Below are 16,389 nucleotides of genomic sequence, written 5' to 3' on the forward strand. Positions count from 1 at the left end.
GCCCTAGTTTTGCACGTGCCCCAGGTGATCCGCCGCAAGTGATCGGTCGGATCCACCCGCGACCAGCGTGACCTGTCCGTCGATGTGCTCGACGGTGAAGAGCGTGCCGGGCGGGAAGTCGCCGAGCACCTCGGGCGGCAGCTGCACCGTGCCGTCGCCGGCGACCACGGCGAAGTCCTGGCCGTCGCGGCCCTCGGCGCCGACGCGGCCGTCGCGGATGGTCACCGCGCGGCCCAGGCGGGTGCCCACCTCACCGTCGTGGGTGACGACGACGATGGTCGTGTTGCGCTCCTGGTTGACCGTCTCCAGCGCCTCCAGCACCTCGTCGCGGCCGTGCGTGTCGAGCTGGCTGGTCGGCTCGTCGACGAGCAGCAGGCCGGGGCCGGCGGCGATGCCGACGGCGAGCGCGGCGCGCTGGCGGGCGCCGGGGGCGAGGTCGTCGATCCGCGAGCGGCCGAGGCCGGGCAGGCCGACGAGGTCGAGGATGCGGTCGGGGTCGTCGAGCTTGATGCCTTCGGTGCGGGCGGCCCGGCGCTGGGCGAGCCAGATGTTGCGGTGCAGCGTCGCGTACGGCAGGAGGTTGCGCGCCGCGCCCTGGAGCACCACGCCGATCTCCGTGCCCCGCAGCCGGGCGATCTCGCTGTCGGAGAGCTTGCCCATGTCGTAGGTGCCGATGTTGACCCGGCCGGCCGAGGGGCGCATGAGCCCGGCGAGCAGCGCGATCAGCGTCGACTTGCCCGAGCCGGACGGCCCGACGAGCGCGAGCGTCTCGCCCGGCCCGATCGACAGGTCGACGCCCGCCAGCGCGACCACGTCACCGGCCTCGGCCCGGTAGATGTGCACCACCCGCCGGCAGGCGACCGCCAGTCCGTTCATCGCTTCCCCCTCGTTGCGGCACGGAGCCGGGCGCCGGCGACGACGGCGGCTCCCGTGAGCAGTACGCCGGCCGCCAGCCAGGTGACGGCGACCGGGATCGGCGACGGCCAGTACGACACCTCGAAGGTGCCGGGGTCGTCGGTGAACACCGGGAGATATTCCCGTACGAGCAGCCAGCTGACCAGAGCGGCGAACGGCCCGATGAGCACGGCCGTGCCGACCAGCGCCAGGTAGCCGCTGGTGGCCGCGTCGCGCCGGGCCACGCCCTGGGCCCGCAGCGCCCGCAGCTCCCCGGAGCGGCGCTGGCGGTCGAGGCTGGCGACCATCCAGAGCGCACCGACCGCCAGCAGTACCGCCAGACCGCCCGCCAGCAGGTGGAAGCGGAGTGCGACGGCGGGACCCTGCTCGTCGAGGGCGGCCCGCAGCGGCTCGATCGAGCGGTCGGAGGCGACGGTGAGGCCCTGGCGGCGGACGAGGTCGAGGATGTCGGGCGGGGCGGCCGGGCCGAGCCAGATCTGCGGCTGCCGCGCGTCGCCGGCGTCGGTCGACATCCGCTCGGCGTAGTCGAGGTCGACCAGCCCGCCCCGGTCGGCCACGCGCGGCAGGATGCCCGCCTCGCCGGCGACCGTGGTCGACAGCTGCCCGCCGTCGAAGGCGCTGATGTGGTCGCCGATGGCGGTCCGGCCGCCGATGACCACCGGCAGTGGCGAGGGCACGTCGGTCGGCATGATCTTGACCGCGACGTCGGCGCCCCGGTAGTTGGCGACCTCGGCGCGCAGGCCGTCCTGGGCCGAGGTGAGCTTCGGCACGAGCAGCTTCGCGCCCGGCGACTCCGGCACCCGCCACTGGGTCGTGTCGGCGAAGCCGGCCGCGTCGGCGATGACCTTCCCGGCCTGGCTCAGGCTGTGCAGCGTCATCGCGACGTCGAAGCCCCGGCCCTCCGGCTGGTCCATCTGGAGGGAGACGAGGCGGCAGCCCTCCACGCACATGGGGAGGTTGCGGATGTACGTGTGCCGGCCGAGCTGCACCGGGCCGAGGTCGACCTGGCCGGCCGTCGAGCCGTCGAGCGGCACCACGACCGCGGTCCAGCGCACCCGGAACGCGTCCACCGTCTTGTCGATGGTGACGTCGAGCGCCAGCTCCTTGTTGTTCACGATGATCGGGTCGCGCGGCCCTTCGGGGTGCAGCAGGGCGCCGACCTCGGCGGCGCTGAGGTGCGGGTCGTTCCACAGCGCCGTCGCGCCCAGCGCCCGGCTGTCGACGGCCAGCATCGGCGGTACGCCCGTGTCCTCCGAGACCGGAATCTCGGCGGCCGCCATCGCGAACTTCCCGTCGGGGTCGATCGCGCGCACCTTGGCCAGCAGCGCCGCGCGGCTGACCGTCTCGACGGTGAGCACCCGCGGCGCGCCGAGCTCGACGCGGACCCGCTCGTCGCGGGTGTCGCTGGAGGCGCTGGCGGCGGTCGCCGCGAAGCACATCAGCGCGACGGCCGCCACGAGCAGCGCGAGCACGCGCTGGCTGCCCGGCCGGCGGGACATCGCGTATGCGGCCAGCGTGCGGCCGATGCGGCCCTCGCGGATGGCGCGCCGGCCGACGCGTTCGGCGATCGGCAGGACGCCCCGCGCCGCGACCAGGGCCAGCGCGATGACGATGAGCGACGGCGCGAACACGGCGAACCCGGTCAACCCGCCGCCGCCCTGCCGCAGCTGCACGACAGCGACCACGGCCAGCGCGATCACGGCGACCTCGAACACCGGGGCGCCCCAGCGCGACAGCCGGCTCGGCACGTTGCGGAGCAGGTCGACGGTGCGCTTGGCGAGCTCGCCCCGCTGCGCGAGCAGCGCCGCGAACAGCGCGCCCGCGAGGGCCGTCAGGGCCCACCAGTTCGCCCCGGACGACAGCGGCACGCTCGCCGAGCTGGACAGCAGCAGCCAGGCCGTGAGCCGGACCAGGTAGTGGCCGAGGAAGAAGCCGGCGGCCGCGCCGGCCAGGATCGGCAGAATGCTCTCACCGGCGGCGAGCCACCAGCGGCGGGGGGCGCTGACCCCGCGCAGGGCGAGCAGGCCCAGCTCCAGGCGCCGCTCCTGGGTCGCCGACGCGACGGCGATGAAGAGCACGAACCAGCAGAGCAGCACCAGCGGTACCGCGGCCACCGGCACGACCTCGCCGACCAGCGACCGGTTCTTGTCGATCCGCTCGATCAGGGCGGGCAGCTGGGTGGCGACCGTCGGCCCGCCGGGCAGGCCGACGAGCTTGTCCCGGCCCTGGGTCACCGCGTCGTTGACCGTCTGGAGGGTCTCGCCGGTGATCGCGTCGTCGTCGATCACCACGTCGAGCGCCTGCGACTCCCGCGGGTGCTCGATCGCCTCGATGGTGCGGCGGCTGGCGAGGACCGGCTCGATCACCTTCCGGTCGCTCGGTCGCGGGTCGAAGTAGTCGAGGTCGGACCAGTACTGCTCGGACGTGTCGAGCACCTCGTAGGCGCCGACGACGGTGAGGGTCAGGATCGGGCCGTTGCGGATCCACTCCTGACCCTCGCTGTCGTAGGTGGCGTAGCTCGCCTCCAGGGTGGCGCCGACGGACAGCTTGAGCTGGTCGAACGTCGCCTTGCCGACGACGACCTCGGTCTCGCTGATGAAGCACCGGCCGGCGACCAGGCGCAGGTGGGCGCAGGCGTTGTCGCGGTACACCAGCCGCGGTGCGACGTCGTCGACGTCCGGTCCGCCGGTCCCCATGTACGTGTTGATCTCGGTGCTGAAGACGCTCGTGAAGCCCGGCACGCGGAAGATGTCCGGCACCAGGTCCTCGAAGCCGCGGTCGTTGGCCTCGGACTGGCGGCGGGCCTGCACGACCCGCTCCGCGATCGGTGCCGCGGCGACCTCGCTGGCCACGACGGCGCGGTCGGCCGTCGCGGTGTAGACGGGCGCGCTCACCGCCGCCGCCAGCGCGAACATGGCGATCAGAAAGGCCGTGACCGCCTGGCCCGGACGGGCCCGGATCATCGACAGGACCAGCCCGATCACGGCGCGCTCCATCCGTCGGCGAAGTAGGGCATGACGTCTCCGACGTACGCGTGGATCAGCGCGGCCAGCACCAGGCCCAGCAGCACCGAGACGCTGACCAGGACGAGGTACCCCTCGATGCTCACCCGCTTGACCAGCCGGGCCGAGGCGCCCTGGTGGCGCAGCGCGGCCAGCTCGCGGGCCCGTGGCCGGCGCTCGACGGCGGCGACGATGGTGGTCGCCCCGGCCGCGAGCGCGACGCCGATGATGGCGGAGAGCAGCATGAACTGCAGCGTCAGCGGCGGCCCGAAGGCGGCGTACCGCTCGGCGACGCTGTCGATCGACTCCTCGCCGAGGATGATCAGGCCCTCCTTGCGCAGCCTGTCGGGCAGGTCGGGCGGCGCGTCGCGGGCCAGCCAGACCTGGAGCGACTCGCCGGAGCCGAAGTCGCCGCCGAGCCGGTCGGCGTACTCCAGGTCGATCAGCACACCCTGCTCGCCCAGCCGCGGCAGCCGGGCCGCGGTGGCGCCGATCGTCTCGGTCAACGCGGTGGAGCCGTAGCTGACCCGCTGGTCGCCGAGGAGCCGTGGCTTGAGCGGCCGGGCCCGCACGGACACGATCGGGGCCGGCGCGTCGATCGGGTAGACGCCCGGGTCGGTCGCGCCGCCGGTACGGATCGGCGCGACCTTCAGCAGCAGGCCGTCGGTGGCCGGGACGATGATCAGGTTGGGCGGCACCCCGTTGACGTCGAGCCGCCAGCGGGACCGGTCGGCCAGCACCTCCCGGCCGACCACCGTCTGGTCGGGGCCGCTCTGGGTGATGCCGTGGACGGTCACCTCGATGCCGGGCCGCGACGCGAAGAAGATCTTCTGCTCCAGCGTGCTCTGCATGATGTTCAGCGAGCTCAGCCGGCAGCCGGGGGCCGTCGTGCAGGCGGGCACCGGCGCGGTGAGCCGCTGCGGGCCCTCGGTGAGCGGGCCGAGCCGCACGACGGTGCGGGTGCCGGTCGGGTCGGCCATCACGACGTCCAGCACGACCACCCGCTGCTGGTCGGCCACGGTGTAGTGGTTGGTGACGTCGAGGGTGAGCTGGCCGCCGGTGACGTAGACCGGGTCGGGGGCCTTCGGGTGCAGCAGCGCCGCGGTCTGCGCGGCGCTCAGGCCGTACTCCGGGCGCCAGGCCGCCACCGCCGCCAGCCGTGGGCTGTCGACCAGCAGCACCCGGTCGTTGCCGCTGGACAGCGACTGCACAGCGGCCATCGCCGACGTGCCGCCGGGGTCGGCGCGGCGCACCGCCTCCAGCAGGGCCAGCCGGTTCTCGGCCCGCACCGTCAGCACCCGGTCGGCGCCGACCTCCAGCTCGGCCCGGGTGCGGCCGGCCTGCTGCCCGGTGTTCCAGGTCAGGAACGACGTGCACAGCAGGGCCACGGTGACGATGATCAGCGCGGCCAGCCGGTGGACCCCGGGGCGCCGGGCGAGGTAGATCGCGCTGAGGGCCCGGGCCGGACGGCCGTGCCGGAGCGCGCCCTCGACCAGGCGGCCGGCGCCGAAGGTGATGAGCCGGGCGGCGACCAGGGCGAACGCCAGCGCCGCCAGGCCCGGGGCGAGCAGCGCCAGGCCGGCCACGTCGCCCTCGGCCCGGTTGCGCAGCTGCCAGAGCGCGGCGACCGCGATGACGACCAGCACCAGGTCGAGCAGGTCGCGCCAGGCGCCGGCCCGGGCCGGGCTCTGCCGCAGCAGCTCGGCGACGCTCGCCCCGAGCGACCGGCGCTCGGCGAGCAGGGCGGCCAGCAGCGCGCCGACGACCGCCAGCGCGACGGCGCCGAGCGAGAGCTGGAACGCCTGATCGCGTACGGCCGGATCGCGGATGGCGCCGTTGACCGCGGTGGCGACGAGGTAGCCGAGCGGGAGGCCGAGCACCGCCCCGCCGAGCATCGGCAGCCCGCTCTGCCCGCCGACCAGGCTCCAGGTGCGTCCGCGGGTCGCGCCGCGCAGCTTCACCAGCCCGATGTCGGGCCGGCGCTCCTCGCCGGTGTACTTCACCGCGAGGTACAGCGCGAACCAGCACAGGATCAGCAGCTGGAAGGCGCCGACCGGCACGCCCAGCGAGACCAGCTGCCGGTCCCGCTCGATGTCCTTGATGACCTCGTAGATCGAGGTGGTGAGGGTGAGCCGGTTGTTGGCGGCGTCCACCGTCGCGACGTTGAGGTAGGCCCGCACGACGTCGGGCTGGTGGTCGACGAGCAGCGCCGGCTGCGCGATCAGGTCGGTGATCGTGCGGACGGTCTTCGGCTTGATCGCGTCGAGGGCGGCCGCCCCGACGAGCACGGCGTCGTCGACCGGCTCGGTGATCTCGGGGGCCGGGCTGGTCGGCAGGGAGTTCGCGATGAGCTGGGAGTTGCTGCTCCAGAACGGGTCGGCCGGGTCGTCGGGGCGGTAGATGCCCGCGACCGTCAGCGGGGCCGGTTCGTTGAGGTTGCTCGACGTGAAGACGATCTGGTCGCCGACCTTCAGCCGCAGGAAGCGGGCGGTGCGGTAGCTGACCATCGCCTCGCCGGCCGCGGTCGCGCAGCGGCCCTCGACGACGGCGTGCTCGCACGCGCCGGTCCGCATCACCAGCGGCGAGCCGGTGGAGCGCTGCTCGCTCGTCGCGGTGGCCGGCACCGTCGACGCCTGGCCGGTGACGTGGGCCTGGGTGTAGACGGTGAACCCGCCCAGCCCGACGACCTGCTGCGTCAGCTCGGCCTGCGCCGCGACCATGTCGGTGATCGAGCCGCCCTCGATCTTGCCCTCGCCGATCGTCTCCAGCGACCGCTCCTGGATCGGCGCGGTCTCCATGTGCCGGGTGGCGACCCGTTCGGTGGAGGCCAGCACGTACCAGGGGGCCGCCGCCGCGGCGGCCGCGGCGAGCGTGCTCAGGACGAGCAGTGTCAGCGCCTGCGCGCGCCTCGCCCGCAACGCCGCGAGCACGAGTGCCAGCAAGGCCCCTCCCCCGTGTGGTCAAGGTCGTTCGTAGGTAGACCTGCCGGGAGAGGAGCCGGTTGCATTGCGAATAGGTAACGTTAAGATCAAAAACGGGCCGGCTCGCGGTACACGCCCCAGATGTCCTTCAACGCCCCGCAGATCTCGCCGAGGGTCGCCTCGGCCCGCGCCGCGTCGAGCATGGCCGGGATGAGGTTCCCGTCGGTGCGCGCGGCGGCCACCATCCGCTCCAGGCGCTCCTTCACGAGGGCGTTGTCGCGGCCGGCCCGGCGGGCGCCGAGCAGGCGGTTCTGCTCGATCTCGACCTCGTGCGAGACGCGGAGGATGTCGAGGTCGCGGGTGACCGAGCCGGTGTGCGCGTTGACCCCGACGACCCGCTTGTCGCCCTTCTCGACGGCCTGCTGGTAGACGAACGCGCTGTCGGCGATCTCCGACATGAACCAGCCGTCCTCGATCCCGCGCAGGATGCCGCTGGTGATCGTGCCGTCGCTGCCCATGTCGCGGATCCGCTGGAAGATGGCCTCGGCCTCGGCCTCGATCCGGTCGGTGAGCGCCTCGACGTACCACGAGCCGCCGAGCGGGTCGGCGACGTTGATCACGCCGGTCTCCTCCATGAGCACCTGCTGGGTGCGCAGCGCGATCTCGGCCGCCTCGTCGGTCGGCAGGGCGAGCGTCTCGTCGAGCGCGTTGGTGTGCAGGGACTGGGTGCCGCCCAGCACGGCGCTGAGCGCCTCGACGGCGGTGCGGACCACGTTGTTGTACGGCTGCTGGGCGGTCAGCGACACGCCGGCGGTCTGCGTGTGGAACTTCAGCCAGAGCGCCTTCTCGCTGGTCGCGCCGTAGACGTCGCGCATCCAGCGGGCCCAGATCCGCCGCGCGGCCCGGAACTTGGCGATCTCCTCGAAGAAGTCGACGTGGGCGTCGAAGAAGAAGCTCAGCCCGGGCGCGAACGTGTTGACGTCGAGCCCCCGGCTCTTGCCGAGCTCGACGTAGCCGAACCCGTCGGCGAGCGTGAACGCCAGCTCCTGCGCCGCGGTCGAGCCGGCCTCACGGATGTGGTAGCCGGAGACCGAGAGCGGCTTGTACTTCGGGATGTGGCGGTTGCAGTACTCCATCAGGTCGCCGATGAGGCGCAGGTGCGGCTCGGGCGGGAACAGCCACTCCTTCTGCGCGATGTACTCCTTGAAGATGTCGGTCTGCAAGGTGCCGTCGAGCCGGCCGAGATCGGCGCCCTGGCGTTCGGCGGCGACGAGGTACATGCAGAACACCGGGACCGCCGGGCCCGAGATGGTCATGCTCGTGGTCACATCCGCCAGCGGGATGCCGTCGAACAGCACGTCCATGTCGGCCGCGGAGTCGATGGCCACACCGCAGTGGCCCACCTCGCCGAGCGACTGCGGCTCGTCCGAGTCCCGGCCCATGAGCGTGGGCATGTCGAACGCCACGGAGAGGCCGCCGCCACCCGCGCCGAGCAGCATCTTGTACCGCGCGTTCGTCTGCTGCGCGTTGCCGAACCCGGAGAACTGGCGGATCGTCCAGGTGCGCCCGCGGTAGCCGGTGGCGTGCAGCCCGCGGGTGTACGGAAACTCCCCCGGCCAGCCGATCCGCTCGAAACCGGGCACGTCGGCGCCCTCGGGCGGCCCGTAGACCGGCTCGACCCGGCTCCCCGACAGGGTGGTGAAGTCGGCGTCGCGCTTGCGCGCCTCGTCATAGCGGCGCTGCCAGCGGTCGCGGCCTTCGGCAATCTCGTGGGCGTCCATGGGTGTCGGCGCTCCTCGGGTCGGCGGGTTCTCCGTCCTCTCCGATGCTATCGGCAACCTGAACGATCGCTAAGGTACGGTGCCCGGATTTCGCCGGGCACCGCCTGCCAGATTCGTCCCAGTCCGTGCTCAGCCGGCGTAGTCGGCGGCCCGCGCCTCGTCGTCGCCCACCCGCTTGGCGTCCTTCTCGTCCACGTGCACGTCGTCGACGACGATGTCCACGGCGGTGACCTCGAGCCCGAGCAGGTTCTCGACCGAGCTGATGACCTTGGTCCGCACCTTCTCGGCGACGGAGTACACGACGAACCCGTACTCGATCACCAGCGTCACCCGCACCGTGGCCGTGCGCCCCTCGAGCCGCACCTGGACGCCGCGGTTCGACGACTCGCCGTCCTCGCCCCCGAGGCCGATCCGGTCGCGCACGGCGGCGAACACCCGGGCGACGTCGCCACCCAGGTCGTACACGCCCGGGACCTCGCGGGCGGCGATCCCGGCGACCTTCTCCACGACCTCGTCGGCGATCGTGGTGGTGCCGCGCTCGGCGGCCAGCTCGGCATTGTTGCGCAGCCGGTCGACCACCTGCGAGGCGATCCGCCCGGAGGCGGCCGCGGTGCTGGAGGCGAACTCCCCGACCTTCTCGGCCGTCTCGGTGGCGAACGTGGTGACCCGCTCGGCGGCGTCGTCGGCCGCGGCCCGCAGCCGCGACTGCTCGGCGGCCGGCGCGGTCCCCTGGGCGGGCACGACCGCCGCGGGAGCCGCCGGCTCGACCGCGGCGAGCGCGTCGCCGGTCATGTCAGGATCGTCAACATCGGTGCGCGCGGGGAAGCCCGCGGTCGCCTCGGTCATGGCAGTTCTCTCCCCTGTCCCGGTTCGTAGGCGGGGCCGAGCGTACTCGCGCCCCGCCAGCCTCGGGACTCCCCCAACCGTCCTCAGCGGACCAGCTGGGCGGCGCCGTCCGAGAGGTGGAGCTCACGGTCGCAGGCCGCCGCCGCCTCCGGGTCGTGGGTGGCGAAGACGACCGCGGCGCCGCGGCGGGCCTCCTCCTGGAGGATCTCCATGACCCGCTGGCGGTTCGTGGCGTCGAGCTCGCTCGTCACCTCGTCGGCCAGGACCACGTCGCCGTGCAGGGCCAGGCCGCGGGCGATCGCCGTGCGCTGCTGCTGGCCGCCGGAGAGCTCCTCCACCAGTTGGTCCGCCTGGCCGGCCAGGCCCAGGCGCTCCAGGGAGGCGACCGTGGCCCGGCGGGCGTCGGCCGGGGGCGCACCGCCGGCGATCATTGCCACCTGGATGTTCTCCTGCGCGGTCAGGATCGCGGCCAGGCCGTTGTCCTGGGGAATCAGGACCACGCGCTCGGCCACCGCGTGGTCGCGGTCGCGCAGCGTGTTGTTGTCGACCGCCACCGTGCCGGCGGCCGGGCGCAGCAGGCCCGCCATCGCCCACAGCAGCGTCGTCTTGCCGGCGCCGGACGGGCCGGTCACGGCGAGGATCTGGCCCGGCGACACGACGACCGACACGTCGCGCAGCACCGGGTGGTCGCGCTCATACGCGACCGTCACGCCGTCAACCGTCAGCGTCTTCACTGCACACCCTCCACAGAAACCGGACTAGGTACCAGCAGGACGGTGCCGTCGGGCTGGGGTTCGACGCTTATCAGCGTGCCCGGCGGCAGCATGCGCAGGACTTCCTGCGGCAGGTGCACCGTACCGTCGCGACCCACCACCGCGTAGTCCTCTCCGCGCCGGCCCTCCGCGCCGACCCGGCCGTCGCGGATGGTGACCGTGCGCCCCATGCGCAGGCCGACCTCCGGGTCGTGGGTCACGACCACGACGGTCGTGCCCGCCCGCCGGACCGCGTCGAGCGCCAGGAGCACCTCGTCGCGGGCCCGGGTGTCGAGCTGGCTGGTCGGTTCGTCCGCGAGCAGCAGGCCCGGCCGGGCGGCCAGCCCCACAGCGAGCGCCAACCGCTGACGCTCACCAGGAGAGAGTCGCTGCGGCCGCTGGCGGTTGCGTCCCCGCGCCGAGAGGCCGACCATCGCGAGCACCTCACGCGGGTCGGGCAGGTCGCGGCCCCGCACGCCGCGCTGGGCGAACCGGATGTTCTGCTCCGCCGTCAGGTACGGCAGCAGGTTGCGCGACGCCCCCTGCAGGACCACGCCGACATCGCTCGCGCGCAGCGCCTGGAGCTCGGCCGGCGAGGCCCGCACCAGGTCGTGGTTGCCGACCGTGAGCCGGCCCGCCGACGGCGGGAGCAGCCCGGCGAGCAGCGACAGCAGCGTCGACTTGCCCGAGCCGGAGGGCCCGAGCAGCGCGACCGACTCGCCCGGCGAGATGTCCAGGTCGACGCCGGACAGCGCGACCACGTCGTAGCCCTCGAGCCGGTAGATGTACACCAGCCCGCGGCACATGACAGCGAGACTCATTGCGCACCGTCCTTGAGCCGCAGCGGGGTCGCCCGCCCGAGCAGGCGCAGCACGAGCAGGACGGTGAGCAGCAGGCCGAACAGGGTCACGCCGACCGCGACGGGAAGCGCGCCCAGGCCGAGCCGCAGGTCGAACGACCCGGCGGGCTGGCCGACCGTCACCAGCGGGATGCCGGGGAGCATCACGAACGCACCCACGACGCCGGCCGCCAGGCCGACCAGGAACGGAAGCCCGAGCAGGGCTCGATACTCCTGGAAAACGGACCGTCGCAACTGCCCCGACCGCACTCCGGCGACCCGGAGCGCGGCGAGCTCGTAGAGGCGGGCACGGACCCCGACGTACGCGGTCAGCAGCACCACACCGAGCGCCAGGAGGATCGCCGCGGCCCCGGCCAACAGGTAGAGCCAGAGCCCGAGAGCGGGAGCTCGCCGGGCCAGCCGATCAAGTGCGCCGTCGATCGTCTCGGTCCCCAGGACCTGGACGCCGGCCGCCTCGAGCCGCTGGTCGAGATCGGCGGGCGCCCCGGAGGCGACCCACACCTCGTAGCGGAGGCTGCCGTTGTCGGCCAGGCTCGCCGAGCGCTCGGCCATCCGGGTCGCGTAGTCGAGGTCGAACAGCACCGCGTGCCGCCCGGCGCGGGGCAGGCTGTCGGCCCGCGCCGCGACGGTGAACGGCTGCGGCTGCTCCGAGAAGCCCGGCAGCGCGAACGTCGCCGCCTCCGCGTCGTCGGTGGGCGCCCCGCCGGCGAGCACCGCCGGCAGCGCGTCGGGCGTGTCGACGTGCTCGACGACGGCGTCCGCCGGGTCGCTGCCCGAGACGTCGATGCCGAGCGCGGCGCCCGCCCGCACGGTGACCTGCGCCCCGCCGGCGGAGTGCCGGGCCTGCCAACGACCGGCCAGGTCGAAGCCCGGCGCCAGCGGCCCGGCGTCGGTGGTGAGCGCGCGCACCGCGACGGTGACCGAGAACGGGTCGCTGCCGCCCGCGGCGCGGCCGACGGCGAGCCCGATGAGCCGGCACTCGGCGGTGCAGCCGGTGAGCGTCGCGTGGTAGCTGCGGGTGCCCTTGGTCAGCGCGCCGAGCGTCACCGTCCGCGGCGGCTGCCCCGGGTTGGCGACGATCGCGGCGAGCCGCAGCGCCGGCTTGGGCGGCAGCGTGTCGACCGACACCTCGGCGGTGAGGTCCCGGCCGAGCCGCAGCGGGTCGGCGGCCCGCGGGTGCAGGCGGCCGGCGAGGTCGGCGACCTGCGCGCGGGAGTGCCCGCTCCACACGGCCACGTCGGCGAGCCGGTCGGCCTGGACGCCGATCAGCTCGACGGGGCTGTTGTCGAAGCGCTGGCTCGCCCGTACCGCGGCCATCGAGTGCCCGCCGGGGTCGGCCTGGCTGACCGCCTCGGCCAGCGCGGACGGGTGGGCGGCGTTGACCGTCAGCACCCGCTGCGCCCCGACCGTCTCCTCGGCGGTCGCGCGCCGCGCGGTGGCGGCGACGTCCCAGGCGGTCGCGGCGAACGACAGCAGCGCCACGGCGACCGTGACGACGACCACGAGCCGCTGGCCGCCGGGGCGGCGGGCCAGCTGGGCCGCGGCGAGCAGCGGCACGATCCGGCCGCGGCGGCGGGCGATGCGCAGCCGGGCCGCGGACCAGATGCTCAGCAGGCGGGCCGCGCCGACGCCCACGACCACCGCGAGCAGCGGCGGGGCGAGCAGTGCGAGCGGCGAGCCACGGTCGCTGACGGCGGCGACGAGGCTGGCCGCGGCGAGCGCCACGGCGATGCCCTCGGCCACGCCGGCCCGCCAGCCGCCGCGCTCGGGCACCCGCCGCAGCAGGCCGAGCACCGGCCGGGCGAGCGTCTGCCGGGCGGCGAGGAGTGCCGCGACCAGCCCGGCGGCGAACGCGATGCCGGCCGCGGCGAACACCGGCCGGCGCACCTCGACGCCGACGCCCGGCGCGAGCAGCGCGTCCGCGGCGACCTCGACGAGCGCCAGGCCGGCCACGAGACCGACCGGCAGGGCGGCCGCCGTCAGCAGCACGACCTCGCCGAGGCCGAAGCGGGCGGCCCGCCCGGCCGGATAGCCGCGCAGCTTGGCCAGCGCGATCTCCGGCCCGCGCTCCTCGGTGAGCGATGCCACCAGGAGGAAAAGAACAAACCAACACAGAAGCAGCAGCGGTACCGCGATGATCGGCGCCGTGCGGGCGATCGCACGCTGGTCCGCGTCGACGTCGCGCAGCACCGCCGGCAGGGAGGTGGTCACCTCCAGCTCCTGGCCGCGCAGCTGGTCGCCGAGGATCTGCACGCCCTCGCGCAGCCTGGCGACGTCGTCGAGGTGGACGCGGGAGGCGAGCAGCGGGTACTCCAGCCGGGTCGACACCGTCGCCGACGGGTCGGCGCGGACGTCCTCCTCGGACATCGTGAACAGCGCGTCGCCGGTCTCGGCGGAGCCGCTGAAGTAGGCGGTCCGGCCCCAGTAGGGCGCGTTGGCGTCCGTGGGCGTGTACAGCCCGGTGATCGTGAACGTCTTGTCCCGGCCGGCGGTGCGCGGGCCGAGGTGCAGGGTCAGCGGGTCGCCGGTCTTGAGGCCGTGCGCGGCGGCGGTGCGCTTGCTGACCACCACCTCGCCGGGGTTGTCGGAGCAGGCGCCCTCGATCGTGAGCCGGGTGCAGGCGTTGTCGCGGTATGCGAGCTTCGCCCCGGTCTCACCGAAGGTGACCTCCGTGTCGATCGCCGCCACCGGCCGGTCGAGCCGGTCGGCGAGCAGCGCGTCCTTGTCGAGTACCGCGTTCATGGCGAGCCGGATCTCGGCGAGGTCCATGAAGGCGGCGCTGTCGCCGGTGCCCTTGGCGCCGACGGTCAGCCCGGTTGCGTCGGTGGACGCGGCGGACAGCCCGTCGGTGAGCACCGACTGCTGCGCGGCCCGGCTGTACGCGGGCGCGAGGACGGCCGCCGTGGTCGCCGTGACGGCGAGGATGAAGACCACGAACGACCGGCCGGCCCGGTACCTGATGCCGCGCAACATGACGGTCCAGGCCGTCAAGTGAGCCCCCTGTGCTGGTCTAGCTAGATCGGTCCAGAGCCGATAGGCCCCGACCAAAGCAACTGAACGGTTGACCCGCAGACCTTAGCCAGCCGGATCACGCGAGGTCGAGTTGCGCCAGCAGGGCGGCCGCCGCCGCGTAGGGGTCCAGCCGGCCCTGCGCCACCTCGGCGGCCAGCGCGGCGAGCTCGGTACCGCTGCGGAGGTCCTTCATGCGGGCCCGCAGCGCGCCGAGGGCGATCGCCTCGACCTCCGCGGCGGCCCGCTGCTCGCGGCGGCGTTGCAGCTCACCGGAGTGCTCCAGCCACTCACGGTGCTCGTCGATCGCGGTCACCACGTCGTCGATGCCCTCGGCGCGGGCGGCGACACAGCGCACGACGCGGGGCCGCCACTGGCCGGGCGCCCGTTCGCCGAGGCCGATCATGCCCTGGATGTCGCGGTACGTGGCGTCGGCGCCGTCCCGGTCGGCCTTGTTGACCACGAAGATGTCGGCGATCTCCAGCACGCCCGCCTTGGCGGCCTGGACGGCGTCGCCCATGCCCGGCGCGAGCAGCACCAGCGTGGTGTCGGCCAGCCCGGCGATCTCGACCTCGGCCTGCCCGACGCCCACGGTCTCGACCATCACCGGGTCGCAGCCGGCGCCCTCCAGCACGCGCGCGGCCTGCGGGGTGGCGGCGGAGAGCCCGCCGAGGTGGCCGCGGCTGGACATGGAGCGGATGTACACGCCGGGGTCGGTGGCGTGGTCCTGCATCCGGACCCGGTCGCCGAGGATCGCCCCGCCGGTGAACGGGCTGGACGGGTCGACGGCGAGCACGCCGACCCGCCGCCCGGCCTTGCGGAAGGTCCGGACCAGCTCGTTCGTCGTTGTGGACTTGCCCACACCGGGCGCGCCGGTGAGCCCGATGACCTGTGCGGTGCCGGTGAGCGGCGCGAGGGCCGCCGCCAGCTGCGGCAGCACCTCGTCGCCGTCCTCGACCAGCGTGATCAGGCGCGCCACGGCCCGCGGGTCACCCGCGCGGGCCGCTTCGACCAGCGCGGGGACGTCGCGGGAGCGGCGGACCGGCACGGCCCGTGGCACCGCCTCAGGACTCGGATCCGTCACTGCTTGGGGACGCGGAGCAGCAGCGCGTCGCCCTGCCCGCCACCGCCGCACAGCGCGGCCGCGCCGAGCCCGCCACCGCGGCGGCGCAGCTCCAGGGCGAGGGTGAGGGCCAGGCGGGCGCCGCTCATGCCGATCGGGTGGCCGAGCGCGATCGCGCCGCCGTTGACGTTGACGATGGCCGGGTCGATGCCCAGGTCGGCGGTCGACTGCACGCCGACCGCGGCGAACGCCTCGTTGATCTCGACCAGGTCGAGGTCGGCGGGGCTCAGCCCGGCCTTGCCCAGGGCGTGCTGAATCGCGTTGGACGGCTGGCTGGTGAGCGAGTTGTCCGGGCCGGCCACGTTGCCGTGGGCGCCGATCTCGGCGAGCCAGGTCAGGCCCAGCTCCTCGGCCTTGGCGCGGCTCATCACGACCACGGCGCAGGCGCCGTCGGAGATCGGCGACGAGGTGGCCGCGGTGATCGTGCCGTCCTTGGTGAACGCCGGGCGCAGCTTGGCCAGCGACTCGACGGTCGTCTCGGGGCGGATCTGCTCGTCGTCGGTGACCAGCAGCGGGTCGCCCTTCCGCTGCGGGATCTCGACCGGGACGATCTCCTCCGCGAAGTGGCCGTTCTTCTGCGCGGCGGCGGCCCGCTGGTGGCTCGCGGCGCCGAACGCGTCCTGCGCCTCGCGGCTGATGCCGAGGCGGGCCACGTGCCGCTCGGTCGACTCGCCCATCGAGACCTGGTCGTACGCGTCGGTGAGCCCGTCGAGGGCCATGTGGTCCTTGATCACGACGTCGCCGTACTTGTACCCCTGGCGCTGCCCGAGCATCAGGTGCGGCGCATTGGTCATCGACTCCATGCCGCCGGCGACGACGATGTCGAACTCACCCGCCCGGATGAGCTGGTCGGCGAGCGCGATGGCGTCGAGGCCGGACAGGCAGACCTTGTTGATCGTGAGCGCGGGCACGCTCATCGGGATGCCCGCCCCGACGGCCGCCTGGCGGGCCGGCATCTGGCCGGCGCCGGCCTGCAGCACCTGGCCCATGATCACGTACTGCACCTGCTCGGGCGCGACGCCGGAGCGCTCCAGCGCCGCCTTGATCGCGATCTCGCCCAGCTTGGTCGCCGGGAAGTCCTTGAGCGCGCCGAGCAGGCGCCCCATCGGCGTGCGGGCGCCGTTGACGATCACCGACTGAGTCATCCGGAGGCCTCCGAGAGAAGGTTCACATCGCGTCGT

The 16,389-nt window shown here is 74.0% G+C and carries 10 protein-coding genes; all 10 read right to left on the reverse strand.

Annotated features, from left to right (window positions below):
- Positions 1-3 precede the first annotated feature (3 nt).
- Positions 4-876: an ATP-binding cassette domain-containing protein gene (locus tag ABZS66_RS03620; protein WP_238008176.1), complete on the reverse strand. Its 873-nt coding sequence runs from the start codon at positions 874-876 to the stop codon at positions 4-6.
- Positions 873-3,899, reverse strand: a complete 3,027-nt coding sequence (locus ABZS66_RS03625) for an FtsX-like permease family protein (RefSeq protein WP_354754750.1) — start codon at positions 3,897-3,899, stop codon at positions 873-875. The genes ABZS66_RS03620 and ABZS66_RS03625 overlap by 4 nt, the downstream gene beginning before the upstream one ends.
- On the reverse strand, positions 3,896-6,859 hold the full coding sequence (locus tag ABZS66_RS03630) for an FtsX-like permease family protein (protein ID WP_354754752.1): 2,964 nt from the start codon (positions 6,857-6,859) through the stop codon (positions 3,896-3,898). Before ABZS66_RS03630 ends, ABZS66_RS03625 begins: the two co-directional genes overlap by 4 nt.
- An 86-nt stretch (positions 6,860-6,945) precedes the next feature.
- Positions 6,946-8,619: a methylmalonyl-CoA mutase family protein gene (locus tag ABZS66_RS03635; protein ID WP_354754754.1), complete on the reverse strand. Its 1,674-nt coding sequence runs from the start codon at positions 8,617-8,619 to the stop codon at positions 6,946-6,948.
- 129 nt (positions 8,620-8,748) lie between these two features.
- Complete coding sequence (locus ABZS66_RS03640) at positions 8,749-9,465, reverse strand: Asp23/Gls24 family envelope stress response protein (protein WP_354754756.1); 717 nt, start codon at positions 9,463-9,465, stop codon at positions 8,749-8,751.
- A gap of 83 nt (positions 9,466-9,548) precedes the next feature.
- On the reverse strand, positions 9,549-10,199 hold the full coding sequence (locus ABZS66_RS03645) for an ATP-binding cassette domain-containing protein (RefSeq protein ID WP_354754758.1): 651 nt from the start codon (positions 10,197-10,199) through the stop codon (positions 9,549-9,551).
- Positions 10,196-11,038, reverse strand: a complete 843-nt coding sequence (locus tag ABZS66_RS03650; RefSeq protein WP_354754760.1) for an ATP-binding cassette domain-containing protein — start codon at positions 11,036-11,038, stop codon at positions 10,196-10,198. The genes ABZS66_RS03645 and ABZS66_RS03650 overlap by 4 nt, the downstream gene beginning before the upstream one ends.
- The gene (locus tag ABZS66_RS03655; RefSeq protein WP_354754762.1) at positions 11,035-14,067 is read right to left on the reverse strand and encodes an FtsX-like permease family protein; all 3,033 of its coding nucleotides are present in this window, start codon (positions 14,065-14,067) and stop codon (positions 11,035-11,037) included. Before ABZS66_RS03655 ends, ABZS66_RS03650 begins: the two co-directional genes overlap by 4 nt.
- A gap of 97 nt (positions 14,068-14,164) precedes the next feature.
- On the reverse strand, positions 14,165-15,169 hold the full coding sequence (meaB, locus tag ABZS66_RS03660; protein WP_354754763.1) for a methylmalonyl Co-A mutase-associated GTPase MeaB: 1,005 nt from the start codon (positions 15,167-15,169) through the stop codon (positions 14,165-14,167).
- Positions 15,166-16,353: an acetyl-CoA C-acetyltransferase gene (locus ABZS66_RS03665; RefSeq protein WP_354754765.1), complete on the reverse strand. Its 1,188-nt coding sequence runs from the start codon at positions 16,351-16,353 to the stop codon at positions 15,166-15,168. Before ABZS66_RS03665 ends, meaB begins: the two co-directional genes overlap by 4 nt.
- Between the last annotated feature and the right edge of the window lie 36 nt (positions 16,354-16,389).

It is taken from the genome of Dactylosporangium sp. NPDC005572, from assembly GCF_040605515.1.
Lineage (GTDB): Bacteria > Actinomycetota > Actinomycetes > Mycobacteriales > Micromonosporaceae > Dactylosporangium.